Origin of the sequence: Kitasatospora sp. NPDC098663 (assembly GCF_044760075.1) — a bacterium.
Classification (GTDB): Bacteria; Actinomycetota; Actinomycetes; order Streptomycetales; family Streptomycetaceae; genus Kitasatospora.
This window is the reverse complement of sequence record NZ_JBIWAP010000053.1, coordinates 1-25,303: the sequence shown is the minus strand read 5'-3', so window position 1 is coordinate 25,303 and position 25,303 is coordinate 1. Positions and strand designations below refer to the sequence as shown.

The 25,303-nt window shown below is 71.9% G+C and carries 22 protein-coding genes and 1 tRNA gene; 13 read left to right on the top strand and 10 right to left on the bottom strand.

What is annotated here, in order from left to right:
• The first annotated feature begins 232 nt into the window (after nucleotides 1-232).
• Both ACIQVZ_RS36685 and ACIQVZ_RS36680 read left to right on the top strand, forming a co-directional pair.
• A complete protein-coding gene (locus ACIQVZ_RS36685) occupies nucleotides 233-1,336 on the top strand; it encodes a serine hydrolase domain-containing protein (RefSeq protein WP_350879000.1) in 1,104 nt (367 codons plus the stop codon).
• A 143-nt stretch (nucleotides 1,337-1,479) separates the two neighbouring features.
• A complete protein-coding gene (locus tag ACIQVZ_RS36680; RefSeq protein ID WP_402456223.1) occupies nucleotides 1,480-2,646 on the top strand; it encodes a serine hydrolase domain-containing protein in 1,167 nt (388 codons plus the stop codon).
• 167 nt (nucleotides 2,647-2,813) lie between these two features.
• On the opposite strand, the gene ACIQVZ_RS36675 is transcribed toward ACIQVZ_RS36680, so the two are convergent.
• Together ACIQVZ_RS36675 and ACIQVZ_RS36670 are read right to left on the bottom strand one after the other, a co-directional pair.
• Entirely contained in the window at nucleotides 2,814-3,515 is a 702-nt protein-coding gene (locus tag ACIQVZ_RS36675; protein ID WP_402456221.1) for a response regulator, read from the bottom strand.
• Nucleotides 3,512-4,765, bottom strand: a complete 1,254-nt coding sequence (locus tag ACIQVZ_RS36670; RefSeq protein WP_402456219.1) for a sensor histidine kinase — start codon at nucleotides 4,763-4,765, stop codon at nucleotides 3,512-3,514. The genes ACIQVZ_RS36675 and ACIQVZ_RS36670 overlap by 4 nt, the downstream gene beginning before the upstream one ends.
• A gap of 319 nt (nucleotides 4,766-5,084) precedes the next feature.
• Between ACIQVZ_RS36670 and ACIQVZ_RS36665 the strand changes: the two genes are divergently transcribed.
• Nucleotides 5,085-7,433, top strand: coding sequence for an MMPL family transporter (locus tag ACIQVZ_RS36665; RefSeq protein ID WP_402456217.1), 2,349 nt, complete (start codon nucleotides 5,085-5,087; stop codon nucleotides 7,431-7,433).
• A gap of 114 nt (nucleotides 7,434-7,547) precedes the next feature.
• Nucleotides 7,548-7,621: transfer RNA gene (locus ACIQVZ_RS36660), tRNA-Met, on the top strand.
• 82 nt (nucleotides 7,622-7,703) lie between these two features.
• Here the strand turns inward: ACIQVZ_RS36660 and ACIQVZ_RS36655 are convergent.
• Nucleotides 7,704-8,336, bottom strand: coding sequence for a cyclase (locus tag ACIQVZ_RS36655; protein ID WP_350878819.1), 633 nt, complete (start codon nucleotides 8,334-8,336; stop codon nucleotides 7,704-7,706).
• A gap of 219 nt (nucleotides 8,337-8,555) precedes the next feature.
• Nucleotides 8,556-9,479: a DUF4436 family protein gene (locus ACIQVZ_RS36650; RefSeq protein WP_402456215.1), complete on the bottom strand. Its 924-nt coding sequence runs from the start codon at nucleotides 9,477-9,479 to the stop codon at nucleotides 8,556-8,558.
• 305 nt (nucleotides 9,480-9,784) lie between these two features.
• Here ACIQVZ_RS36650 and ACIQVZ_RS36645 point away from each other — a divergent pair, with 305 nt between their 5' ends.
• Together ACIQVZ_RS36645 and ACIQVZ_RS36640 are read left to right on the top strand one after the other, a co-directional pair.
• The gene (locus tag ACIQVZ_RS36645; RefSeq protein WP_402456213.1) at nucleotides 9,785-10,021 is read left to right on the top strand and encodes a hypothetical protein; all 237 of its coding nucleotides are present in this window, start codon (nucleotides 9,785-9,787) and stop codon (nucleotides 10,019-10,021) included.
• 138 nt (nucleotides 10,022-10,159) lie between these two features.
• Nucleotides 10,160-11,320 carry an agmatine/peptidylarginine deiminase gene (locus ACIQVZ_RS36640; protein ID WP_402456211.1) on the top strand — a complete coding sequence of 387 codons (1,161 nt, stop codon included), beginning with the start codon at nucleotides 10,160-10,162 and terminating at the stop codon, nucleotides 11,318-11,320.
• A gap of 211 nt (nucleotides 11,321-11,531) precedes the next feature.
• Here ACIQVZ_RS36640 and ACIQVZ_RS36635 read toward each other — a convergent pair whose 3' ends face one another.
• Nucleotides 11,532-12,266, bottom strand: a complete 735-nt coding sequence (locus ACIQVZ_RS36635; protein WP_402456209.1) for a dienelactone hydrolase family protein — start codon at nucleotides 12,264-12,266, stop codon at nucleotides 11,532-11,534.
• A gap of 251 nt (nucleotides 12,267-12,517) precedes the next feature.
• Nucleotides 12,518-13,114, bottom strand: a complete 597-nt coding sequence (locus ACIQVZ_RS36630; protein ID WP_402456207.1) for a TetR/AcrR family transcriptional regulator — start codon at nucleotides 13,112-13,114, stop codon at nucleotides 12,518-12,520.
• A 542-nt stretch (nucleotides 13,115-13,656) separates the two neighbouring features.
• Here ACIQVZ_RS36630 and ACIQVZ_RS36625 point away from each other — a divergent pair.
• The 6 genes from ACIQVZ_RS36625 (at nucleotide 13,657) to ACIQVZ_RS36600 (ending at nucleotide 20,139) form a co-directional block, all read left to right on the top strand.
• The gene (locus ACIQVZ_RS36625; RefSeq protein ID WP_402456205.1) at nucleotides 13,657-14,655 is read left to right on the top strand and encodes an agmatine/peptidylarginine deiminase; all 999 of its coding nucleotides are present in this window, start codon (nucleotides 13,657-13,659) and stop codon (nucleotides 14,653-14,655) included.
• 123 nt (nucleotides 14,656-14,778) lie between these two features.
• Nucleotides 14,779-16,437 (top strand): ABC transporter substrate-binding protein, encoded by a 1,659-nt coding sequence (locus tag ACIQVZ_RS36620; RefSeq protein ID WP_402456203.1) that lies wholly within the window; start codon nucleotides 14,779-14,781, stop codon nucleotides 16,435-16,437.
• A 73-nt stretch (nucleotides 16,438-16,510) separates the two neighbouring features.
• A complete protein-coding gene (locus ACIQVZ_RS36615; RefSeq protein WP_402456201.1) occupies nucleotides 16,511-17,470 on the top strand; it encodes an ABC transporter permease in 960 nt (319 codons plus the stop codon).
• Nucleotides 17,467-18,321: an ABC transporter permease gene (locus tag ACIQVZ_RS36610; protein WP_063352389.1), complete on the top strand. Its 855-nt coding sequence runs from the start codon at nucleotides 17,467-17,469 to the stop codon at nucleotides 18,319-18,321. Before ACIQVZ_RS36615 ends, ACIQVZ_RS36610 begins: the two co-directional genes overlap by 4 nt.
• On the top strand, nucleotides 18,318-19,307 hold the full coding sequence (locus tag ACIQVZ_RS36605) for an ABC transporter ATP-binding protein (RefSeq protein ID WP_402456199.1): 990 nt from the start codon (nucleotides 18,318-18,320) through the stop codon (nucleotides 19,305-19,307). The genes ACIQVZ_RS36610 and ACIQVZ_RS36605 overlap by 4 nt, the downstream gene beginning before the upstream one ends.
• 34 nt (nucleotides 19,308-19,341) lie before the next feature.
• On the top strand, nucleotides 19,342-20,139 hold the full coding sequence (locus ACIQVZ_RS36600) for an ABC transporter ATP-binding protein (protein ID WP_402456197.1): 798 nt from the start codon (nucleotides 19,342-19,344) through the stop codon (nucleotides 20,137-20,139).
• Nucleotides 20,140-20,257: 118 nt separating this feature from the next.
• Here the strand turns inward: ACIQVZ_RS36600 and ACIQVZ_RS36595 are convergent, their stop codons facing one another.
• Entirely contained in the window at nucleotides 20,258-20,902 is a 645-nt protein-coding gene (locus ACIQVZ_RS36595) for a TetR/AcrR family transcriptional regulator (RefSeq protein WP_402456196.1), read from the bottom strand.
• Nucleotides 20,903-21,046: 144 nt separating this feature from the next.
• Here ACIQVZ_RS36595 and ACIQVZ_RS36590 point away from each other — a divergent pair, with 144 nt between their 5' ends.
• Nucleotides 21,047-22,240: an agmatine/peptidylarginine deiminase gene (locus ACIQVZ_RS36590; RefSeq protein ID WP_402456194.1), complete on the top strand. Its 1,194-nt coding sequence runs from the start codon at nucleotides 21,047-21,049 to the stop codon at nucleotides 22,238-22,240.
• Between the two features lie 211 nt (nucleotides 22,241-22,451).
• On the opposite strand, the gene ACIQVZ_RS36585 is transcribed toward ACIQVZ_RS36590, so the two are convergent.
• The 3 genes from ACIQVZ_RS36585 to ACIQVZ_RS36575 form a co-directional block, all read right to left on the bottom strand.
• Nucleotides 22,452-22,796 (bottom strand): tRNA-binding protein, encoded by a 345-nt coding sequence (locus ACIQVZ_RS36585; protein ID WP_063352396.1) that lies wholly within the window; start codon nucleotides 22,794-22,796, stop codon nucleotides 22,452-22,454.
• Nucleotides 22,796-23,698, bottom strand: a complete 903-nt coding sequence (locus ACIQVZ_RS36580; RefSeq protein ID WP_350878834.1) for a 2OG-Fe dioxygenase family protein — start codon at nucleotides 23,696-23,698, stop codon at nucleotides 22,796-22,798. The genes ACIQVZ_RS36585 and ACIQVZ_RS36580 overlap by 1 nt, the downstream gene beginning before the upstream one ends.
• Before the next feature lie 362 nt (nucleotides 23,699-24,060).
• Nucleotides 24,061-25,149 carry an alpha-hydroxy-acid oxidizing protein gene (locus tag ACIQVZ_RS36575; protein ID WP_402456256.1) on the bottom strand — a complete coding sequence of 363 codons (1,089 nt, stop codon included), beginning with the start codon at nucleotides 25,147-25,149 and terminating at the stop codon, nucleotides 24,061-24,063.
• Between the last annotated feature and the right edge of the window lie 154 nt (nucleotides 25,150-25,303).

The window sequence follows — 25,303 nt, the reverse complement described above, 5'->3', positions numbered from 1 at the left end:
GGCCTCCCGGTCCGAGCTGCCGGGGAGCACGGTCCTGGCCGGGGGCGGCTCCCGGAGCCAGCTCCCGGGTGCGGTCTCGTCCTGGGTACGGACGAACTCCCCTGCCCCTGAATGGTCCTCTTGGTCAAGGCCGGGAATCACCGGCGCCATTCCTCAGAGGGGTTCCTCCGTGAACGAGCATGCACCGCACAGCCTCCTCCCGCGCTCCCGCCGGGGCGGCCGGCACCGGGCGATGGCGGTCGTGACCGCCGTGGCCGCCGGCGTGATGACGGTCGGAGCGCTGGCACCGACCGCGGCGTTCGCGGGCGGCAAGCCGGACAGTGTCCAGTCGAGCCTGAACGCGCTGGTCAAGGACGACGGCCTGCCCGCCGCGCTGGCCTCGGTCAAGGGCCGCGACGGCCGCACCCGCACCTACACCGCCGGCGTCGGCGACCTCGCCACCGGAGCCAAGGTCCCCGTCGACGGGCAGATACGGATCGGCAGCAACACCAAGCCCTTCACCGCCGTCGTCGTCCTCCAGCTCGTCGCCGAAGGAAAGGTGGGCCTGGACTCCCCCGTCGAGACCTACCTGCCCGGCCTGCTGCGCGGCGACGGTATCGACGGGCGCAACATCACCGTCCGCCAGCTGCTCCAGCACACCAGCGGCCTGCCCGAGTACGTGAACAAGGACTCGATCCTCACCAGTCCGAAGCGGTACTACGAACCGCGTGAACTGCTCGACTCGGCCCTCGCCCAGAAGGCTCACTTCGCCCCGGGCACACGCTGGGAGTACAACAACACCAACTACCTGACGGCGGGCCTGATCATCCAGAAGGTCACCGGGCGGCCGCTCGGCGAGGAGATCAACCGGCGCATCGTCGACCGCATCGGCCTGCGCCACACCTACTTCCCCACCCCGGGGGACATGAGCATCCGCGAGGCCCACCCCAAGGGTTACAACCAGAACGCCGACGGCTCGTTCCGCGACTACACCGAACTGGACCCGTCCTGGGGCTGGGCGGCGGGCGCCGTCGTCTCCACCACCACCGATCTCAACTCGTTCTTCACCGCGCTCCTCGGCGGTCGCCTCCTCCCGGCGGCCCAGCTCGCCGAGATGCGCACCACCGTCCCCGCCGACGGGGTGGGTCCGGGCGTCCGGTACGGGCTGGGCCTGATGAGCCGACCGCTGTCGTGCGGTGGCCTGTCCTGGGGCCACGGCGGGACCATTCCGGGCTACCGGACCGCCGGGGGCGCCACCGATGACGGCCGCGCCACCAGCATCGCGGTGACCATGATCCCAAGTGATGAGGCCGGAGAGCACATTGAGACCGCGGTGGACGCGGCCCTGTGCCGCTGACCCTCCGCGATCCGGCCTGAGCGTCCGCGATCCGGCCTGAGCGTCCGCACCAGGACGACCTGCGGGTTCTGCGCGCCTCGGCGCGCAGAACCCGCGCGCCCGCGCACCCCGCCGATTCCCCTTTCCCGTAGAGGAGTTCTTCCGTGAACGAGCACGTCCCGCACAACCCGTCCCGCCGGATCCGCCGTGGTCGGCACATGGTGGCGGCAGCCGTGGCCGCCGGCGTCGTGGCGGCCGGAGTGCTGACACCGACCGCGGCGTTCGCGGGCGGCAAGCCGGACAGTGTCCAGTCGAGCCTGAACGCGCTGGTGAAGGACGACGGCCTGCCCGCCGCACTGGCCTCGGTCAAGGGCCGCGACGGCCGCACCCGCACCTACACCGCCGGCGTCGGCGACCTCGCCACCGGATCCAAGGTCCCCGTCGACGGGCAGATACGCGCCGGCAGCAACACCAAGGCCTTCACCGCCGTCGTCGTCCTCCAGCTCGTCGCCGAAGGGAAGATCGGCCTCGACTCGCCCGTCGACACCTACCTCCCCGGCCTGCTGCGCGGCGACGGCATCGACGGGCACAGCATCACCGTCCGCCAGCTGCTCCAGCACACCAGCGGCCTGCCCGACTACATGGAAACCCCCGCACTCCCGGACTTCACCACGATCCAGTACCGCTACTTCGAGCCCCGCGACCTCCTCGACGCGGCCCTCGCCCAACAGGCCCGCTTCCCCGCGGGTACCAGCTGGGAGTACAGCAACACCAACTACATCGTCGCCGGACTCATCGTCCAGAAGGTCACCGGACGGCCCGTCGGCGAGGAGATCACCAAGCGCGTCATCGACCGCATCGGCCTGCGCCACACCTACTTCCCCACCCCCGGGGACACCGGCATCCACGAGGCCCACCCTCACGGCTACTACCGCAGCTCGCCGGACGCCCGGACGATCGACTACACCGAGATGGACTCCTCGGCGGCCTGGGCGGCGGGGGCGATCGTCTCCACCAACACCGACCTCAACTCCTTCTACGCCGCGCTCCTCGGCGGCCGACTCCTGCCCGCGGCGCAGCTCGCCGAGATGCGCACCACCGTCCCCGCCGAGCTCCTGGGCCCGGGGGTCCGCTACGGGCTGGGCCTGCAGAGCAAGCCGCTCTCCTGCGGCGGCCTCTCCTGGGGCCACGGCGGGACCACCGCGGGCTACCGCTCCCGCAACGGGGTCACCGACGACGGCCGCGCCGCCGCCATCACCGTCACCGCCATCCCGGGCGAGGCCGGCGCGCAGCACATGGCGGACGCCCTGGACGCGGCCCTCTGCCGCTGACCGCCCCACCCCTCGGGGCGCCCCCTGCCTGCGCGGGGGGCCGGACACCGGACAGACGGCCTCGCGGCTCCCGTGGGCGGGGGCCGCGAGGCCGTCTGTGGAGTACCGCTGCCGGGATCAGTCCGACTCGGGCAGGCTCGGCCCGCCTCGGACGGGCTCGGTCCGCCTCAGCCCGGCGCGTTCGCGGACCGGGCCTCGACCAGGCCGGACTCGTAGGCCGCGATCACCGCCTGGGCACGGTCGCGGACACTCAGCTTGGCGAAGATGCTGGTGATGTAGTTCTTGACCGTGGAGACGCTGATGCCCATCGCCGACCCGATCTCGGCGTTGTCCAGGCCGGTGGCCAGCAGGTGCCACACCTCGATCTCGCGGGGCGTCAGCTCACCCAGGCTGGACACCGGCAACGGCACCGGTGCCGGCGGCAGGCGGGGCGCGGTGACGTACGTGGAGATCAGCCGGGTGAGCAGGCGCGGCGCCACCGCCGCCTCCCCGGTGTGCACGGTGCGCACGGCCGCCGAGAGCTCCTCCGGGGAGACGTCCTTGGGCAGGAACCCGGAGGCGCCGGCGCGCAGGGCGGCGACCACGTACTCGTCCATGTCGAAGGTGCTCAGCGCCAGGACCCGGCAGGCCGGCAGTTCCCGCGTGAGCCGCTCGGTCGCCTGGACGCCGTCGAGAACCGGCATCCGGATGTCCATCACCACGACGTGGGGCCGGTGCCGGTGCGCGAGGTCGACCGCCTGCTGGCCGTCGTCCGCCTCGGCCACCACCTCGAACGCCGGGTCGGGTGCCAGGATCAGGGCCAGGCCGCGTCGTACCAGCGGCTGGTCGTCGGCGATCAGCACCCTGATCCGCTCCGGGGTTCCCGTCATCCGAGCCGTTCCTCTCCGTCGGCCGGCGCCACCGGCAGGCTGGCCTCCACCCGGAAGCCACCACTGTCCACGGCGCCGGCCACCATACTGCCGCCCTGCAGCGCGACGCGTTCGCGCATGCCGATCAGACCGTACCCGGTGCGGCCCGCCCTCGGTCCGGCCGTACCGCCCGCTCCCGCCAGGGCGCCCACCAGGGTGTCGGCCGGCGCGGCGGTGCCGTTGTCGGACACCTCGACGGTGATCCGGTCCGGGTGGTACGTCAGCCGGACCCGCGCCTGGGCCCGGCCGGCGTGCTTGCGGGTGTTGGTGAGGGACTCCTGGACGATCCGGAACACCGCCAGGCCGGTGCTCGGCGGCAGCGGGCGCTCCTCCCCCAGGACGGTGAACTCGGTGGGAAGGCCGGCCTTGCGGGACTCCTCGACGAGCCGTCCGAGGTGCCCGACTCCGGGCTGGGGCTCGGCCGGCGACTCCTCCGGCTCGTCGCCGGCCCGGAGCACGTCGAGCAGTTGGCGCATCTCGCGCAGCGCCATCCGCCCGGAGCCCTCCAGCGTGACCAGGGCGTCGCGCACCACCTCGGTGTCACGCCCGAGGTTCGCTCTGGCACCGCCGGCCATCAGCTGCATGGTGGTGATGTGGTGGGCGACGATGTCGTGCAACTCCCGTGCGATGCGGCGCCGTTCCTGCGCCACCGCGCGGTCGGCCAGCAGCCTGCGCCTGACCTCCACCGCGTGCTGCCAGCGCTTCAGCGCCTCGGCCGCGGCGATGACCAGCGCCGCGGCGAGCACGTTGGCCGCCGCTCGCGAGAGCGGAGGCGGCAGCGGTTGCTCCCGGCCCAGCAGCGGTACGACGGCCGCCACGAGGGCGGCCGGCGCCGCCACCGCGATGCCCCGGGAGCTGGCCACGGCGAACAGCGCGACGCAGAGCGTGCAGTTGAAGTGCTGCGGCACCGGCCCGCTCAGGTTCAGTGCCAGGCCGAGGACCAGCACACCCGCCAGTGACGCCAGTGGGTAGCGGCGCCTGGTGAGCAGCGGCATGGCCGCCAGTACGAGCAGGGCCAGCGCCGTCAGGGCGATCGGCTGGCTTTCGTCCGGGCCGCCGAACGAGTAGCCGAGGAGGTCCAGGGCGGCCGCCCCGACGGCCACCAGCGCGTCACTGGCCGTCCAGGGCAGGCCGTCGACTCTCGGCGGCGACGACGGCTGCTGCGGCGGCGGCGGCGGCTGCTGCGGCAGGGGCCGGTGGTGCGTCGACATGCTGGTGGTGGTCCTTTCCGTGACCGGTCGGTGTGCCGTTCCGTGACCGGTCGGTGTGCCGTCGTCCGTGAGCCGTGTGGCGTTCCCGCGGAGCCCCGGGGGGGGCGTCCGCGGTCCATTCTCCCTGTGGCCCCCGGCCCCGGGCCCGGCACCCGGGGCCGATCCCGGACCAGGCCCCTGGTCCTGGTCCTGGCCTGGTGGCGGGCTCAGGTCCTGACGGCGTTCTCCTCCCGCGCTCGGACGAGAACGCCCGGTACGCCGTGATGGTCTGGAGACGTGCCGGAAATCCCCGGCGACAGCACCACCGCCGGAGGACATCGTGATCCGCGCCCTGACCGGATTCTCCACCAGAAATCCGTGGAAGGTGATCGCCGTATGGGCGGTCCTGGGAATACTCCTGACCGTCCTGAGCCAGACATTGATCTACCGGGTGACCCAGACGCAGACGGCCGACTTCCTGCCGAAGAGCTACGACTCGGCCGCCGCCATGAAGATCGCCCAGGACCGCTTCGGGACGAAGCCCGACGCCAACCCGGTGACCGTCCTGGTCGCGCGGGCCGACGGCGGGGCGCTGACCGCCGCGGACCGGCAGCAGATCGGCGACGGGGCGAAGCGGCTGAGCCGCCTCAAGGTCACCATGCCCAAGCCCAAGGACGCGGCGCCCCTTCAGCGGGACTACTCGCAGATCCCCCAGGTCAGCCCGGCCATGGCGGCGCCGGACGGGACCTTCGAACTGCTCTCCGCCAACCTCACCGGAAACCCCGCCGACCCGGGCCTGGAGAACACCTACCGGGCGTTCCGGGACAACACCCGGGCGGAGTTCGCCGCCCAGGGCCTGAGAACCGGCTTCACCGGCGCACTCGCCGACCAGGTCGACTCCGCCGACGACGGGAAGACCCTCGCGACCGTCGTGGGCGCCTGCTCCGCCGCCCTGATCGTGCTGCTCCACGTCCTCGTGTTCCGCAGCGTCCTGGCCGCCCTGCTGCCGCTGATCTCGGTGGCCCTCATCAGCGGCGTGGCCGGCGGCGCGGTCGTGGGCACCGCACTGCTCACCGGCATCAAGCTCGACCCGTCCGTGCCGGGCCTGATCGGCGTGGTGCTGCTGGGCATCGGCATCGACTACTTCCTGTTCCTGATGTTCCGCTTCCGCGAGCAGCTGCGGGCCCACCCCGAACGCCACCACCGTGCCACCGCCGCCGAGGTCAGCCACAAGGTCGGCACCGCGGTCACCTCGGCCGCGCTGACCATCGTCGCCGCGTTCGCCACCCTCGGGGTCGCCAGCTTCGGGCAGTTCCGGGTGCTCGGCCCGGCCGTCGCGATCTCGGTCCTGGTCATGCTGCTGGCCAGCCTCACCCTGATGCCCGCCGTGCTCGCGGCCTGCGGACGCAAGCTGTTCTGGCCCTCACGCGCCCTCAAGGCCGAACCCCGCGACGGCGCCACCGCCCGCTTCGCCGACCTGGTGGCCCGCCGGCCCGTGGTCATGGTCCTCGCCTCGCTCGCCCTCCTGGGCGCCCTGGCCGGCGGGCTCGCCGGGATCAAGATGGACTACGGCCTGGGCGGCGGCCCGCGCACCGCGTCCCAGACCACCGCCGCCGAGATCTCCCGCGCCCTGCCCGCCGGTGTGGCGGACCCGACCAGCGTCTACGTCGAGACCAAGGGCGCCGGCCCGCTCTCCCCCGGCGCGTTGGACGGCCTCGCCCAGGGCCTCACCCGGGTCACCGGCGTCGGCCAGGTCGCCAAGCCGGTCCTGAGCGAGGACCGGCAGGCCGCCAGAATCGATCTGTTCCTCACCGCGGACTCGCAGTCCCAGCAGGCCCGTGACCTGGTCTCCGGACCGATCCGCTCCGCCGTCGCCCAGAGCACACCGGCCGGCCTGAGCGCACACGTCGGCGGCACCCCCGCCGTCTTCGCCGACGTCTCCACCGCCGTCGACCGCGACCTGCGGCTGGTCTTCCCGGTCGCGGCGGCACTGATCGGGGTCATCCTCCTCCTGCTGCTGCGCAGCCTGCTCGCGCCGGTCGTCCTGATGCTCTCCGTCGGCCTCGGCTTCGCGGCCACCCTCGGCGCGGCCGCCCTGCTGTTCCAGCACGGGATGGGCAAGCCGGGCGTCAACTTCATGCTGCCGCTGGTCCTGTTCCTGTTCGTGGTCGCGCTCGGCACCGACTACAACATCCTGATCAGCGACCGGATCCGGGAGGAGATGGAACACCCCGGGCCGCCCCGGGCAGCGGTCGCGCGCGCCCTCCGGCACACCGCCCCGGCCATCGCGACGGCGGGCCTGGTCCTGGCCGGCTCCTTCGCCAGCCTTGCCGTGACCCCGCAGCCCTCGACCCAGCAGATCGGCTTCGCGACCGCGCTCGGCATCCTGCTCTCCGCGTTCCTGCTGTCCGTCGTCCTGGTGCCCGCCCTGGCCGCGCTCCTCGGCCGCGGCCTGTGGTGGCCCCTGCGTCCGGGCCGTTCGACCGCCCGCACCGCCCCCGGGCACCACCGCGCGGAGGCGCCGCAGTCGCCGCAGTCGCCGCTGTCCCAGCCCTGGTCGCAGTCGCCCACGCCGCCGCAGCCGGATCACCACACCTACCCGTACCCCCAGCCGTACCCCCAGCCGTACGCGCCGCAGGAGGAACAGGGCGCAGCCCCCTCCTGGACCGGAAGCAGCCATCACCCGTAGGAAGCGGCAGGCTCGGACACCGGGCGGCCGGGTGCAGCGGCCGGTGCCCCTGCGCTTGGCCGCCCTGTCCGATTAGGTGATCGCCAGTCGGTGCCGTACGGTCGGTACCACCGACGCGGGGTGGAGCAGCTCGGTAGCTCGCTGGGCTCATAACCCAGAGGTCGCAGGTTCAAATCCTGTCCCCGCTACTTCCGACACCGGGGCCGGCGCACATCGTGCGCCGGCCCCGGTGCTGTTCTCGCCTCGGTCGCCTCCGGGGCGAGCCCCCGGTCAGCTCACCGTCGTGGTGCTGAGTGCCTGCGCGGTGGCCGGGTAGCAGGCGGTGGGCACGTCGACGGTGAAGAACGAGACGGGCACGGTCGCCGTGAAGGTCAGCCCCGGGTCCGTGTAGCTCGTACCGGCCACCGAGGTGCGGATGACGCTGCCGGAGGCCCCAGCGGCCAGGTTCAGGGTCAGCGCGGGGAGCGTGAAGGTGCCGCCGCCGTCGACCGACCCGTTCACCGTGAGCACGACGTTGCCGTTGTTCACCGCGACGCTCGCGCTGCCCGAGTAGCCGGAGCCGCCGGTCAGCGACTCGCCGGTCAGCGTGGCGTTCGCGGGGACCGGCACGGTGAGGACGATGTTGCTGATCGACTGGATGCTGTAACCGCCCACCGTGGTGGGCACGGTGAGCGCGTCGGGGGCCAGGGTGACGGTGAACTGGCTGCCGGCCGTGACGGTGGCGGGCGCGGCGGCGTTGACACCGGCGTTGAGGTTGAAGGTCTGTGCCGACCCGATCGGCGGGGTCGCCTGGCAGGCCAGGACGACCGGGGTGTCCGCGGCCGCGGCGGTCGGCGCGAACAGCCCGACCGCGGCCACGCCGCCGGCGAGTACGACCGAGGCACGTCGCAGAGCAGAGGTCATTCCCATGAGGGTTCTCCCGCGAAGCCTGAGGTGGGGGGTGAGGGTGGGGCGCGCGAGCGTCGGGGCGTGGGGTACCTGAGCCGCCCGCCCACCCGGCGGCCCGGCGCAGGCCGGGCGAATTCAGCATGGGCGCGTCAGGTTCCCCCAACAATCCTGCTGCGCACGGCAGTTGCGGCACTTTCCGGCCATTCTCCGCCCGGTCCGCGCCGCGCCCGGTCCTCACGGCTGGTCGGCGGCGGCCTCGCGTTCGCGGCGCTGGCGGTGCTCGGTGCGGATGCCGCACCAGGCGGTGCAGGCCAGGCTGGCGGCGATGATTCCCTCGGCCCAGAAGAACGCGAGGTAGTCGATCAGCGATCCGATCGGCGGTGAGCCGGGGGCGGCGTTGCGCATGCCGATCAGGGCGAACAGGCTGGCCGCCATCCAGCCCAGGGAGGGCCACACCAGGCCCTCGCGCTTGCGGTAGAGCACCTCGGCGGCGCCGAGGACGGCGAGGGCGATGGCCCACATCGCCGCGATCATGAACCAGGCGAGGATGAAGGTGCTGCGGGAGCGGGTGATCTTCGCGTCCAGGGCGACGGTGCCGGTGGCCCCGGCCGTGGCCTGCGGGCGCAGGACGAAGAACGGGTCGGTGTCGGTGACGACCAGGCCGACCGGCACGGGGGTGGCGCCGCTGGTGGCCGTGAAACCGGCCTCCATGCGGTAGCGGTCGAAGGGGTAGTCGGTGATGGTGCCGTCGTACATGCCGACGTGGACGAGCTGGGGCGCCGCGCTCTCGCCCTCGGCGGCCCGGATGGTCGTCCTGGGTGTGCCGGTGACGGTGATCTCGACGGAGCGGCTGAAGGCCTGGCCGTCGGCGCCGGCGGCGAGCCTGCCGTGCGGTACGGGCGTGATGTAGAGCGTCAGTTGCTGGGCCGCCGGGTCCACGTCCTGGGCGGTGACGTCCAGTTCGATCCAGTCCTGGGCGGTGGGGATCGCCAGTTCGCGGGTCTGCTCCCGGGTGTTGCGCTCGTTGAGGTACAGCCCGATCCCGCCCCCGCACAGGGCGACGACCATCGCCAGGACGACGGCGAACCGCCAGCGGTGGCGGGGAGCACGGTGCGCAACCGGGCTGGTTGCGCTGATGTCATCGGTGGTGACCTGCACGGTCGTCCTTCCTGGAGCTGTGGGGTCGGGCGGCGGCCGACGCGTGCCCGGCGAAGGCCCTGGCGGCCCGCCTCCGTGGGGGGTGGACGGGCCGCCAGGGGGCACGGAGCCCGCGCTGCGGCGGGCCGGTCCTGGAACCGGGTGCCACCGCATCTTTTATTAGACTGAAAATTCAGTCAAATTCAGGGAGCGGCGATCCACGACGCGTACGGTGTCGAGGCCGGGCGCCGCACCACCGGACAAGCCCTGGTGAGGCCGTGGTGAAGGGGTACTACGGGTGCGAGCAGAGGGCGCACGGGAGACCAATGGGACTCCATGATTCCGTTTCGGCCAGTGCAGGTCCGGTTCGCGCCGGTCCCGTCGAATCGGGGTTCGAGGGCGTCCTGCACGTCCTGGGGGAATCGCGGTTCCACGACAAGGCGAACGCCGACGGGCACCTGTCGGTCCGCACCAGGGACGCCTGGATCGTGCACACGGACGACGGGCAGGTGTCGATCAACGGCGGCCTGCGGGTCCACGGGGCGTTCCATGCCGACAGCTGACAGCTGACAGCTACGGCTGACGGTCGACGGCGCCCGTCACCAGCGGACGGGCCGACCCTCAAGCTTGACTGACTTTTCAGTCAATGAAAGTGTTGACGCCGAGCTCGAAGTCGGCGCTACCCTGACCGGAGAATCCCCGTGCCCTACCGTGACCTGTCCCGGCGCACCGTGCTGCGCTCCCTCGGCGGCGCGGGCGTCCTCGCCCTCGGCCTGACCGCCTGTTCGGACCTCGACGAACCCGTCGAGGACGCCACACAGGCCCCGCCGCCGTCCGGGGGCCCGGCGGCGCCCGGTGCGCGCCGCTTCGGCGCCGAATGGGAGAAGCACGTCCGCACCGTGATGTCCTGGCCCGCCTCGGAGAACGTCTGGGGCGACCAGCTCCCCGACGTCCGGAAGGACATCGCCGGCCTGGCACGGGCCATCGCCGCCCGCGAACCGGTCGTCCTGATGGCCCGCCCCGAGCAGAAGGACGCCGCCCAGAGCGCGTGCGGCTCGGCGGTCGAGGTCGTCCCCATCGCCGTCGACGACCTGTGGGCCCGCGACACCCTGCCGGTGTTCGTCGAGGAGGGCGGCAAGGTCAAGGGCGTCGACTTCAACTTCAACGGCTGGGGCAACAAGCAGCAGCACGCCAACGACGGCAAGATCGCCCGCACCGTCCTGGCCAAGTACGGCGTGGAGCGCATCGAGACGAAGCTGGTCGCCGAGGGCGGCTCCTTCGAGACCGACGGCCAGGGCACCCTGCTGGTCACCGAGAGCTCCGTCGTCAACGGCAACCGCAACCCCGGCATGTCCCGCGACCAGGTCGAGGCCGAGCTCAAGAAGGCCCTCGGCGTCACCACCGTGATCTGGCTGGCCGGCGTCAGGGGCAAGGACATCACCGACGCCCACGTCGACTGCCTCACCCGCTTCGCCGCCCCCGGCGTCGTCCTGCTCGACCAGGCCTTCCCCGGTTCGCCCGCCGACGTCTGGTCCCGCTCCGCCGACCAGGCCCGCGGCGTCTTCAAGGACGCCGTCGACGCCCGCGGCAGGAAGCTCGACGTCATCGAGCTCCAGCAGCCCGACCCCGACAAGATCACCGGCCGCGGTGACGCCTTCGTCTCCTCCTACATGAACTTCTACGTCGGCTCCAAGGGCGTCTACCTCCCGAAGTTCGGCGACGACCGTGCCGACGTCCGCGCCCAGCAGATCCTCAAGCAGCACTTCCCCGACCGCGAGATCGTCCCCGTCAAGATCGACAACATCGCCGCCGGAGGCGGCGGCATCCACTGCGCCACCCACGACATCCCGGCCGTCGGGTGAACGTGCGGTTCACCTGACACCGGCCGAGATGCGCGGTCTCCCCGAAGCTCCGCAGAACAGTTGCCGACTTCAGGCGGCACGGGCCCCTAGAAACCGTCGAGTTCGGCAGGGGCCCACGGTGCGGAGAGCTGTCGACGCCGACGGCCTGCCCTCGACGAGTGGCAGGCCGTCGGCATCAGCTATCGTCCGCCGCCGGTCCGACGGCCCGTCCTCACTTCAGGTGTCGGGTGAGGAACTGGGCCGCGGCGTCCCCGGCGAACTGCGGGACGCCGGTGTGCCCGCCCATGTTGGCGTGCAGGGACTTCTCCTTCGAGCCGAAGGCGTCGAACAGGTCCAGGGCCGCCTGCCGGTCGTTGCCCTCGTCGTCCCACTGCAGCAGGACGTGCAGCGGAACGGTGACCTGCCGAGCCTCCTCGAACATGGAGCGAGGCACGAAACTGCCGGCGAACAGAACGGCGGCCGAGATGCGCGGCTCGACCACCGCCAGCCGGACCCCGATGGAGATCACTCCCCCCGAGTACGCGACCGGGCCGCAGACCTCGGGCAGCGCGAGGAGGGCGTCCAGGGCGGACCGCCATTCCGGGACCGCCTTGTCGACCAGCGGGAGGATGAGGGCGTCGACGATCTCGTCGCTGACCGGCTCGCCGGCCTCCAGCGCCCGGCGCAGGTCGGCGCGGGCCTGCTCCAGGGCGGGCCAACGAGGCCTGTCGCCGCTTCCGGGGAGCTCGATGGTCGCCGTGGCGAAGCCGTCCGCCGCGGCGTGCCGGGCCCGGGCCACCAGTCGGGGGTACATCCTGCGCAGTCCGAGGGGAGGGTGGCCGAGCAGGATCAGGGGCGCCGGTGCGGATGCGGATCCGGGCGTCCACAGGATGCCGGGGATCTCGCCGAGGGTGAACTCGCGTTCGAGGACACCGTCGTCGAAGCGCTGTTCAGAAGTGAAGTGCATGGTCGTGCCTTTCGGGAGGGCTCGGATACGGCGCTCCCGGACGACCTATCGCCCGACCGTGACCCCGGAGGAGAGCACCCATGTGAATACTGCGTTCACGGGTACCACCTCCTCGTTCTCTCGCACGGCCTCCGGAAACATAGCAGCGGTCACCTCGTCCGCCAAACGGGTTTTCGCGGAGCCCCTGCGACGGCGGGGTGCAGCGGCACTGTCGGCGGCCTGCCCCGAACTCCGGGCAGGCGGAAGGTCGGTCAGCAGTGGCACCGCACGACGGCCGGCAGCGCCTCCAACTCCACCTCGATCGCCTCCCGGAGTAAGCGCCGCGCGTGCTCCAGCGGCATCGAACCGGTCAGCCAGCGGGCGCTGAGGCCCTCGATCAGGACGGTGAGGCGTTCGGCGGATGCCGTGTGGGCCGGCGCCGTGGCCTCGGGGCGGGCGCGGCCGAGCAGGTCCGCGACGTCGTGCACCCAGGCGTGGGTGGCCCGTGCCAGCTCCTCCCGCAGATCGGGCTCGAAGACCGCGCTGGCCCTCAACTCGCCCCAGGCCGTGCTGTTCTCCCGCACGTCCGGGGTGTCCTGGAGTTCCAGGAGCAGGACCTGTTCGAGATCACGCCGGGGATCGTCCGAGTACCCCGCCGAGTCCCCCTCGGCGGTGTAGCGGTCCGCCCGGTCGCTGATGAACTCCAGGGTCTTGCGGAGCAGCCCGGCCCGGTCGGTGAAGTGGTAGTACAGCAGCGAGGTGGACACCCCCGCCTCGGCGGCCAGTTCGCCCACGCGCAGCCCGCGCACACCACGCCGCGCGATGACGCGGGTGGCGGCGATGAGTATCTCTGTTCGACGATCCGACACAAGCGATCACCATACCGGGCCGGGGTCTCCCATGGAGGAATTCCTGATCGAAGTTTCAGGCCCCAACTCCCCTACGGCCGGGCGGATGGCCCCGGTCCGGGCTCACGGCAGGCTCACGGCGGGCCCGCTGCAGGCGCACAGCAGGCCGGTACGGCAAGGAAACCGCGATACCGTACGTATCGGGTATTGACTGAATTTTTAGTTGCAGCCAAGATGTGCGTCACCCCACACCTCCCGCCCCCAAGGGAGTCCTCTTGGACACGCCCGTTCCCACCCGCCGCAGCCTGCTCGGATTCGGCGCTGCCGCCCTGCCCGAGGCGCCCCTCGGCGCCGCGTTCGCCACGTCGGCGGTCGCCGCAACCACAGGCGCGGCCACAGGCGCAACCACAGGCGCGGCCACGGACGGAGCCGCAGCCACAGGCGCAGGCGCCGCCACGACGCCGCCCGCCGGCTGAGCGCGGCCGAGCCCCCGCCGACCACCTCCGTCGGCCACTCTCGGCCCCATCCTGACTGAAAATTAGAACAAGAGAGAAGGATCCGTCATGACGTTCCAGATGCCGGCCGAGTGGACCCCCCACGACGGGTGCCTGATGGCCTGGCCGACCAGGTCGGACCTCTGGGGGGAGACCTTCGAGGAGGCCAAGCGGGAGTACTCCCAGGTCGCCCGGGCGATCGCCGAGTTCGAGCCGGTCACGATGGTCGCGCTGCCGGGCCGGGGCGCCGAGGCGCAGGAGCTGTGCGGGCAGGGCGTCGAGGTCGTGGAACTCCCCATCGACGACTCGTGGTTCCGCGACTCCGGGCCGATCTTCGTCCTCGGCGAGGACGGCCGGCGGGCCGGTGTGGACTTCCGCTTCAACGCCTGGGGCGGCAAGCACCACCCGTACGACACCGACGACCTGATCGCCGGGCGGCTGCTGGAGCGCCTGGGCGTCGAGCGCATCGACTCCCGGATGATCCTCGAAGGCGGGGCGATCACGGTCGACGGCGAGGGCACGCTGATCACCACCGAGCAGTGCCTGCTGAACCCGAACCGCAACCCGGGCATGAGCAAGGAGGAGATCGAGGCCGAACTGATCGCAAAGCTCGGCGTCAGCACGATCATCTGGCTCCCGTACGGCGGTCTGCTGGACACCGAGACCGACGGCCACGTGGACGGCGTCTGCGCGTTCGTCGCCCCCGGCAAGGTGATCGTCCAACTGCCCGCGGACCCCGCCCACCCCGACTACGAGCGCATGCGCGCCAACCACGCCGTCCTCGCGGCCGCCACCGACGCCCGGGGCCGCAAGCTGGAGATCCTCGAAGTCCCGCAGAGCGCCTTCGTCCAGGTCAACGGCACCGACGTCGAGGTCGGCTACCTCAACTTCTACATCGCCAACGGCGGCGTCGTCGTCCCGGTCGCCGACGTCCCGGAGGACGAGGGGGCCCTCGCCGCCATCGCGGCCGCCCTGCCCGGCCGCAAGGTCGTCGGGGTCCGCTCCCGGGTGATCGCCTACGGCGGCGGCGGTGTCCACTGCATCACCCAGCAGGTGCCCACCGCCTGAGCAGCCCGCACGCACAACCACCCGCCCGTCGCCGCGGCCCGGGCAGCGAACCCCCGCTGCCGGGGCCGCCCGCCGGACCCCCGCCCGCCGGACCCCCGTTGAGCCTGGAAGAAAGAACCCTCGATGCCACGAAGCCAGCGCCCGGAGCACAGATCCCCACACCGCCGCTACGCCCTGCCGGCCGCCGCCCTGGCAGCCTTCGCCCTGGTCGCCGCCTGCGCCGGGCCGCCGAAGACCGGTGACGGAGGCAGCGGCGACCAGGCGTACAAGCTGTCCGCCGACACCCCGGCCGCCAAGGGCCCGCTCGACTCGTTCAGTTGGGCCGTGTACGCCGAGCCGCCGACCCTCGACTACATCTCGGCGTTCGACTACCCGCAGAACACCATCCTGTCCAACGTGTGCGAGAGCCTGATGCGGTGGACCCCGCAACTGACCCTGGCTCCCGGGCTCGCGGCGAGGACCACCAGCCCCGACCCGACCACCTGGGTCTACGACCTGCGGCCCGACGTGCACTTCCACGACGGCGGCGTGATGACCGCCGAGGACGTGGTGTACAGCCTCGGCCGGCAGATGAACCCCGACAACGCGGCGGCCTGGGCCCAGCAGTTCCAGAACGTCAGCACCATCACCGAGAGCGGCCCGCTCCAGGTCACCGTCAAGCTCAAGCAGCCCGACTCGCAGTTCAACCAGTACATGGCCACGGCCGCAGGCGTCGTCGCGTCCAAGGCGGGCATCGAGGCGGCCGGCAAGGACTACGGCACCTCCGGCAGCCTGGACTGCACCGGCCCCTACCAGCTCGGCTCCTGGAACAAGGGCCAGTCCATCCAGCTGCGGCGCTTCGACGGCTACTGGGGCACCAAGGCCAAGTCCGCGAAGGTCGACTTCCGCTTCCTGACCGACCCCTCGGCGCGCGTCAACGCCATGATCAGCGGCGAGGCGGACGGCGGCTACCTGATCCCGACCGAGAGCTACGACCGCCTGAGCAAGAGCGGCGTGGGCACCCTCTACTTCGGCGAGGGCCTCAGCACGGTCAACGTCAACGTCACCAACATGAAGGGCGTGCTCGGCGACGTCCGCGTCCGCAAGGCGCTGTCGCTGGCCCTCGACCGCTCCGGCTTCGTGCGCACCGGGCTCGCCGGCGCCGGCAGCGCCACCGGCTCCCTCACCTCCCGCGCGGCCTGGGCCGCGGCGCCGCCGGACGTCAGGAAGGAGGCGTTCGAGGGGCTCACCCCGACCGCCCCGGACATCGACCGGGCCAAGGCCCTGGTCAAGGAGGCCGGCGCCACCGGAAAGACCGTCACGGTCGCGACCAGCTCCATCGGCCAGGACGTCTCACTGCTGGCCACCGCCGTCCAGTCGGCCGGCGCCAGGATCGGTCTCGACGTCCAGCTCAAGACGATCGCGCCCAACGCCTTCACCGCGCTGTTCACGGACGCGAAGGCGCGCGAGGGCATCGACCTGTTCCCGGAGACGTACTACGACTCCATCACCGACCCGCTGGACCTGCTGGCCAACTTCAAGACCGGCGCCTACCAGAACTTCGCCGGCTACAGCGACCAGGCCTACGACGACCTGGTCGACAAGGCGACCGCCGCCGCCGACCCGGCGGAGCGCTTCACCCTCGAAGCGCAGCTCCAGAAGACCGCGTCCGACCAGCTGCTGTGGATCCCGGTCGCCGAGTGGCCCACCGCCGTGTTCCTCAACAAGAGGATCACCGGCGCCCCGACCACCATCTCCTACATGTACTACCCGTGGGCGGCCGACGTGGGTTCGGCCCAGTGACGTCTCCCGGATCCACCGTGCGGCGGCCGGTCCTCCCGGCCGCCGCCCCGCCCCCGGACGTGAGGGCTTCCACGTGAGTTTCCTGCGCTTCACCGCACGACGGCTGGCCGAGATGGCGGCCACCCTCCTCGGCGCCTCCTTCGTGATCTTCGGCGCGATGTACCTGGCGCCGGGCAACCCGGCCAGCTTCCTGCTCTCGGGCCGCTCCGCCTCCCCCGAGGCACTCAAGGCGATCAACGACCAGTACCACCTGGACGAACCGTTCCTGCTGCAGTACCTGCGCTGGCTCGGCCAGATCGTCCACGGCGACTTCGGCCGCTCCATCACCTACCGCACCGACGTGTCGCGGCTGCTGGCCGACCGGCTGCCCGCCACCCTCCTGCTCGTCACCATGGCCCTGCTCCTGGTCGTCGCCATCGGCGTGCTCCTCGGCTGGATCGGGGCCGTCCGCGGCGGCGCCGTGGACTCGACCATCCTGGTCGCCACCACCGTGGCCGTCGGCACCCCGTCCTTCGTCGCGGCCGTCCTGTTGCAGGGCCTGTTCGCGGTGAAGCTGGGCTGGTTCCCGACCGGCGGCACCGGCGACGGACTCGGCCCGATGCTGTGGCACCTGGCCCTGCCCGCCGTCGCGCTGGCGCTCTACCTGATCGGCATGCTCGCCCGGGTCACCCGCGCCGCGATGCAGGAGGTCCTCGGCCAGGAGCACGTCACCGTGGCCCGCAGCCGGGGCGTCGCCGAGCACGAGGTGATCCGCCGGCACGTGTTCCGCAACGCCCTGGGCACCGTCCTGACCACGGGAGGCCTGATCGTCTCCACCCTGTTGGTGTGCACCGTCCTGGTCGAGTCCGCGTTCAGCGTCGGCGGCATCGGCCAGCTCCTCGAACTGTCCACCACCACCAAGGACTTCCCCACCGTGCAGGCGATCTCGCTGCTCATGGTGGGGCTGTTCATGGCGGTGAACCTCGTCGTCGACCTGCTGCACCCGCTGGTCGACCCCAGGGTCACCCTCGCGCCGAAGAGGTCCGCCGCATGAGCACCACCGTCCTGCGCCGCCCCGGCCTCGCCCGCCTGCGCACCGCCCGAGCACCCCTGTACCACCTCTGCCTCGGCCTCGTCGCCGTGGTCGTCCTGGTCGCCGTGCTCGCCTCCTGGCTCGCCCCGTACGATCCGAACGCCGTCGACCTGGGCAACGCCCTCGCCGGCCCCTCCGGCGACCACCTGCTCGGCGTCGACGCCGCCGGCCGGGACACCCTGTCCCGGCTGATGCTCGGCGCCCGCACCTCACTGCTCGGCCCGCTCGGGGTGGTCGCCTTCTCCACCCTGGCCGGCGTCGCCATCGGCGTCACCGCGGCCTGGCGGGGCGGCTGGCTCGACTCCGTCCTGTCCCGCTCCACCGAACTGGTCTTCGCCTTCCCCGGCATGCTGCTGGCGATCCTGATCGTCGCGGTCTACGGCGAGGGGCTGATCGCCCCGGTGATCGCCCTCGCCATCGCCTACCTGCCCTACGTCAGCCGCCTCAGCCGCTCACTCGTCCTCGCCGAACGCTCCCGCCCCTACGTCGAGGCCTACCGCGTCCAAGGCCATTCCGGGCTCCAGATCTGCCTGCGCCACATCATCCCCGGCATCGCCCCCGTCGTCCTCGCCCAGTCCACCATCAACTTCGGCTACGCCCTGATCGACCTCGCCGGCCTCTCCTTCCTCGGACTCGGCGTCCCGGCGCTCACCCCCGACTGGGGCCGCATGGTCTTCGACGGCCAGACCGCCATCCAGCACGGCTACCCGCTGTCGGCGATCCTGCCGTGCGTCGCCATCGTGCTGACCGTCGTCGCCTTCAACGTCGTCGGCGAACGCTGGGCCGACCAGGTCGCCAGGAGGGACCGATGAACGTCCTCGACATCCAGGGCCTGCGGCTGCGCCTGCCCTGCACCGCCCGGCCCGTCCTCGACGGCGTCGACCTCACCGTCGACACCCGCGAGACCGTCGCCCTCGTCGGCGAATCCGGCTCCGGCAAGAGCCTCACCTCCCGCAGCGTCCTCGGGCTGCTGCCGCGCGGCGCCACCACCGAGGGCGTCGTACGCGTCAACGGCGACGACGTCCTCACCATGAGCCCGGAGCAGCTGCGCCACCTGCGCACCGACACCGCGGCCATGGTCTTCCAGGATCCGCGCGCCTCCATCAACCCGCTCCGGCGCATCGGCGACTTCCTCACCGAGACCAGCCGCCGGGGCCCCGGCGGGGCCGACGCCGCCGCCGGACGGGCCGCCGAGATGCTGGCCGCCGTCGGGCTCCCGGAGAGCACGCTCGGCACGTACCCGGGGCAGCTGTCCGGCGGCATGCTGCAACGCGTCATGATCGCGGGGGCGCTGATGGGCGATCCCGCGCTGATCCTCGCCGACGAGGCCACCACCGCGCTGGACGTCACCACCCAGGCCGAGGTCGTCGCCCTGCTCGGCGACCTGCGCGAACGCTTCGGCACCGCACTGGTCTTCGTCACCCACGACCTCGGACTCGCCGCCGCCATCAGCGACCGCGTCTACGTCATGTACGCGGGGCGGATCGCCGAAACCGGGCCGGCCGAGGCCCTGTTCGAGCGGCCGCGCCACCCCTACACGGCCGCGCTGCTCGCCTCCACCCCCCGTCTGGACTCCCCCCGGGGCCGGCTGGCCGCCATCGGCGGCAGGCCGCCGAGCCTGCGCGAGGACCTGACGGGCTGCCCCTTCGCCGCCCGCTGCCCACTCGCGACCGAGGTGTGCGCCGAGCGGGCGCCGGCCCTGCTGCCGCTCGCCGACGAGCCGGCCCGCCGGGCCGCCTGCCACCACGGCGACCGCGTCGCGGAGGTGACCGCCGATGCCCAGCAGCACTGCCGGTAGCCGCACCACGACCAGCCCCGGAGGAGAACCAGCGATGCCGAAGACCGTCCTGGAGGCCGTCGGTCTGCACCGCGCCTACGGGAGCGTCCAGGCGGCCGACAACGTCTCGTTCACCCTGGCCGAAGGCGGATCGCTGGGCATCGTCGGCGAGTCGGGGTCGGGCAAGACCACCACCGCCCGGATCGTCGTCGGGCTCGAACGGGCTGACTCCGGACGCGTCCTGGTGCACGGCCGGGACCGCACCGAGCACCGGCGCGGCCGGGCCCACCGGCTGGCCCGCGCCCGCGAGGTCCAGATGGTCTTCCAGGACCCGTACCTGTCCCTCGACCCCCGCACCAGCGTCGGCGCGGCGCTGCGCGAGACGCTCAGGCTGCACTTCCCCGACGCGGACCACCCCCGCCGGATCGCCGAACTCCTCGACCAGGTCGGCCTCGGCGAGCGCGAGGCCGAGGCCCTGCCCCGCCAGCTCTCCGGCGGCCAGCGCCAGCGCGTCGCCATCGCCCGCGCGCTGGCCGTCGAGCCCGCCGTCCTCGTCCTCGACGAGGCGGTGGCCGCCCTCGACGTCTCGGTGCAGGCGCAGATCCTCAACCTGCTCGCCGACATCCGCGAACAGACCGGCATCGGCTACCTGTTCATCACCCACGACCTGGGCGTCGTCCGGTGCGTCACGGACGAGGTGGTCGTGATGCGGCACGGCCGGATCGTCGAAGCCGGCCCCACCGCCGAGGTCCTGGCCCGCCCCCGGCACGCCTACACCCGGCTGCTGCTCGACTCCGTGCCCAGGCCGGGCTGGGACCCGCGGTCCATCGCGGTCGCCCGCCGGGCCCTGTAGCCGGGCCCTCCGAGCTACCGGGCCTTCCGGGCTGCCGGGGTCCCGCGGGGTCGGCGGACTCCACGGGGCCCCGGTGTCGTTCGGCCGACGGGCGGACGACGCCGGGGCGCAGGGCGTGCTACGCCGTCCCGGCCGGTGCTCCGGCGAGCGCGCGCACCAGCGTCCCCAGCACCGTCGCCGCGTCCACGTTCGAGTCGAGGGACTGGATGGCCGCGAGGCCGTCCACCGCCGCCGCGACCGCCTCGCCCAGGGGCCGCGGGTCGATGCCGCCGCCCCGCTCGTCGGCGAGCACCTGGAAGAGCCGGACGAAGCACGACCGCCAGTGCAGGTACTCCTGCTCCAGACTCCCCCGGACGCGTTCGTCGTTGAGGGCGTGCCAGTGCAGGGCCGCGTGCAGGTGCGACAGGTCCGGGCTCTCGCCCCGGGTCAGCAGGCCGATCACGCGCTCGGCCCGCTCGGCGAAGTCGCCGGGGCCGTCCACCGCTTCCTCCAGCGGGGAGATCCACTCCGGCCGGATGTCCTCGATCACCGCGACGATCAGATCGGTGCGGTCGCGGAAGTGGTAGTGGCACATCCCGTGCGAAACGCCGCACAGCGCGGCGACGTTGCGCGTGGTGAAGCGCCCGGCGCTCTCGCCGGCCAGCAGGGTCCTGGCGGCGGAGACGAGCCGTGACCGGGTCTGCTCGCCCTTGGCCGACGACCGCGTGCGCCCCTGCGGAACCACGGGGGCCGCCCGAACCTGTTCCTTCTCGCCTGTCGCCATGGCGCAACTCTAGGCCCTGTCCGGCCACGCCCCAGCTCCAGGAATCCTCATCCGATCCTGCGCAGATAATTGACCGAGCGCTTGGTTAGTTCTACCTTTCGAGTCAATCCCGTTGCCCAGACGGGCAGTTGACCGGAGGACCCGATGAACGATCACGTCCCGAGCAGACCCGGCCTGGACAGACCCGGCCTGGGCAGACCCGGCCTGGGCAGACGACAGTTCCTCACCGCGGCCGGCCTCACCGCCGCCGGCCTGGCCGTGACGTCGGCGGCAGGCTCAGCCGCGGCGGCCGGCCTCCGCGGCGGCCGCACCGAGGGCACCGCGCTGGCGGGTGGGTTCGCCGTCCCGATCGACGGCACGCGGCACACCCGGACCTGGATGGCCTGGCCCGACAGCACCGCGATCTGGCGCAGCCAGCTCAGCGGCGTCCAGTCGAACATCGCGCTGATCGCCAGGACCATCGCCAAGTACGAGCCGGTCATCATGTGCGCCAACCCCGCGAGCGCCGCCAAGGCCCGCTCCCTGTGCGGCTCGTCGGTCACCGTGATCACCACGATCCCCGTCGACGACTGCTGGATGCGCGACACCGGCCCGGTCTTCCGCACCAACGGTCCGGGAGCACTCGACGCCGTCGGCCTCAACTTCAACGGCTGGGGGAACCGGCAGACCCACGCCAACGACGCGCTGGTCGCCCGGCGCATCGCCGCCTACGTCGGGGTGCCGTTCACCGCAGCCGGCCTGATCGCCGAAGGCGGCGCCATCGAACAGGACGGCGCCGGCACCCTGATGGCCACCCGCAGCAGCATCGTCAACGACAACCGCAACCCCGGGATGAGCCAGGCGCAGATCGAGACCGCGATGTGCCAGGCCTACGGCGCGTCCAAGGTCATCTGGTTCACCGGCATCAGGAACCAGGACATCACCGACGACCACGTCGACGCCACCTCGCGCTTCCTCGCCCCCGGCGCCGGGCTGGTCCAGATGCCGCTGGCGACCGACACCGACGCGTGGGCCAACGACGCCCGCGAGCAGTACCAGATCCTGTCCGCCGCCACGACGGCCGCAGGCGGTCCGACCGCGGTGACCAAGCTCCAGGGCCCGGACTACGACAAGATCCGCTCCACCAACCAGAACTTCGTCGCCTCCTACGCCAACTACTACGCGTGCAACGGCGCCGTGATCTCCGCCCAGTTCGGTGACAGCACGGCCGACGCCGCCGCCCGGGCGACCCTGGCCCGGCTCTTCCCCGGACGCACCGTCGAGCAGCTCAACATCGACTCCCTCGGCGCCGGCGGCGGCGGCATCCACTGCGTCACCCAGCAACAGCCCGCCGTCTGACACCCGGGCGGAGCGGCGCGCACACCGGCACGGCCCACCGGCCACGCGCGGGCGTGCGCGCCGAACCCCCCGCAATCGCCCGGCTACAACCCCTACCGCACGATGAGCGGCTGCCAGGACGACGGCGGCGAGCGGCCCGGCCCCGGCGAGGTCTCCCCGCCGCTCCGGGCCGCCTACGGGCCGGACGAGGCCGGTCGCCTGCCGGTTCGGGTCAGAGCAGCCGTGCTCCCGGCTTGACCTCCCGGTCCGGGGCGATCAGGACCACGTCGCCGCCGCCCTCGCCCGGCACCCCGAGGACGAGGACCTCGGACATGAAGTCCGCGACCTGCCGGGGCGGGAGGTTGACCACGGCCATCACCAGGCGGCCTTCGAGGTCATCGAGCGCGTACAGGTCGGTGATCTGGGCGCTGGATTTCCGGACGCCCAGGTCGCCGAAGTCGATCCACAGCTTGTACGCGGGTCGGCGGGCGCGCGGGAACGCCTCGGCGCGGACGATCCGGCCCGCGCGGATGTCGACGTTCAGGAAGTCGGTGATCGTGATCTCGTCCGCCGCCATCAGACCGCCACCGAGGGAAGCAGTCCGACCGACATCGGCAGGGCGCGATGGCGGGCGAGGGAGTCGTGCGTGTGGGAGATGTGACCCTCCAGGGCGGGCTTCCGCGTGAAGAAGATGAGCATATCCCTGGTGGATGTCTGCTGCGGGTCGGCGGCGACCACCGGGGAGAGGCTGTGCTTCCGCTCGTGGTCGACGACCAGCATGGTGTCGAGGAAGTGGCGGTGCTGGTACTGGCCCACGACGAGCTCCGGTTCGACCTCGTCCCAGCGGACCGCGTTGATCTGCCGCATGTCGTGGAGGAAGGTGATCGCGCTGTCGGCGGTCATGTTCTCGCTGCCGAGCAGGGTGGTCATGGTGTGGTCCACGCCGTCGCTGTGCACCCCTTCGAGGGCGGGCTCGCCGACGAGTTCGGGCGTGGTGACGGTCCGCAGGTTGAACAGGGTGCACACCCAGCCGGGGTAGTCGTAGTCCAGCTTCGGACGGTGGGCGATCTCCACGTCCTGGACCATGAACGCCTTGAACAGGAGCAGCCCCTGGAAGGCCCGGTTCAGCTGGAGGTCGTCGCCGACCTCCGCGAACTCGCGCTTCTGTCCGGAGTCATGACGGACGAAGTCCTCGTCGGCCGACAGCGCGAACGGCTGGAACTCACCCCGGTCGATCGTCCCGTTCTTGACGTCGAAGTGGAAGCGGCCGTTCTTCGACTGGCGGAAGGGGAGGGTGGGATCGTCCGGCAGGTCGTCGCTCACCCGCTGGAGCTGGGCCAGGTCGGCATCGGTGGCGCCGAGCCCCTTCAGTAAGCCGGCCATGCGTTCTCCGGGGACGAACGCCGAACGCTGCTCGACGTACTCCTTCTTGATCTGGGTCAACTCGGATATCACCTGGTCGAGATCGTTGGTGTTCATAAGATGGATACTCCGTTCCGGTTCTGGGGACGACTCCCCGCGAGATCTCTCGTGCCATTGGCGACGTCCGCCCGGGGTGGAATCGATCGCCTCCGACGAGAAAAACGTATGACCCGCTGATCAATGATCAGTCAACGATAGATCTACGTGCGCGACATGGCTGGTTCAAGGCCTTGACGGTTCCACGAGCCCGCAGATCACAGTCAGGTGACGACCAGTCAGGCACATGAGTTCCTGATGATCAAGGCCAACCGCAGGGATCCGGCCAAGACCGCTTTCACCACGACCGGGTTCGAGTAGTTCGGGGAAGCACAGACCGCGTTGCCGCCGAATACGTGTCGTGAATTCGGTCGTCGGCCGCCTCAGAGGCGCACCAGCGCCTCGCGGGTCAGGTCGGCCAGGGTCGGGTAGCCGTCGACCGCCATGAGCAGGTCGGCCTCCGCCAGCAGCGAGCGCAGCACGTGCACCACGCCGTCCTCGCCGCCGAGCGCCAGCCCGTACGCGTACGGGCGGCCGACGCCGACCGCGGTGGCACCGAGGGCGAGCGCCTTGACGACGTCGGCGCCGCTGCGCACCCCGGAGTCGAAGAGCACCGGCAGACCGCCCGCCGCCTCGACCACGGCGGGCAGCGCGTCCAGGGCGGGCAGGCCGCCGTTGGCCTGGCGGCCGCCGTGGTTGGAGCAGTAGAGGCCGTCGACGCCGCCGTCCCGGGCCCGGCGGACGTCCTCGGGGTGACAGACGCCCTTGAGGATGATCGGCAGGTCGGTGAGCGAGCGCAGCCACGGCAGGTCGTCCCAGGTCAGCGGGTTGCCGAAGACACCGGCCCACTCCAGGATCGCCGCGCCCGGATCCTCCTCGGGGGCCTTGGCCAGGCGGGCCCGGAAGACCGGGTCGGTGAAGTAGTTCGCCAGGCAGTGGCCGCGCAGCTGGGGGAAGTTGGAGGTGGCGAGGTCGCGCGGGCGCCAGCCGGTGATCCAGGTGTCCAGGGTGACCACGATGCCCCGGAAGCCGACCGCCTCCGCCCGGTGCACCAGGCTGGCGGCGAGGTCGCGGTCGGTCGGGGTGTAGAGCTGGAAGAAGCCGGGCGTGTCGCCGAACTCGGCCGCGACCTGCTCCAGCGGGTCGACGGTGAGGGTGGAGGCCACCATCGGCACACCGGTGCGGGCGGCGGCCCTGGCGGCGGCGAGGTCCCCGTGGCCGTCCTGGGCGCAGAGGCCGATCACACCGACCGGCGCCATGAACAGCGGCGAGGGCAGGGTGTGGCCGAACAGGTCGACGGTCAGGTCGCGGCGGGCGGCGCCGACCATCATCCGGGGGTAGAGGCCCCACCGCTCGAAGGCCCGGACGTTGGCGCGCTGGGTGTGCTCGTCCCCCGCGCCGCCGGCCACGTAGGACCAGATCGACGGCGGGAGGGCGGCCTGCGCCCCAGCCTCCAGCCCGGCGTACGTCATCGGCAGGGCGGGCTGCACCCCGCGCAGGCCGTCGAGGTAGATCTCGTTCTGGTAGTCACCTGTCCTGTGTCAAATGATCTTGACCGTTTGTCAAACGATCTTGATCACATCAGAACGGTTAGCGGTGATCACGAGGTTCGGCTTCACCGGAGCA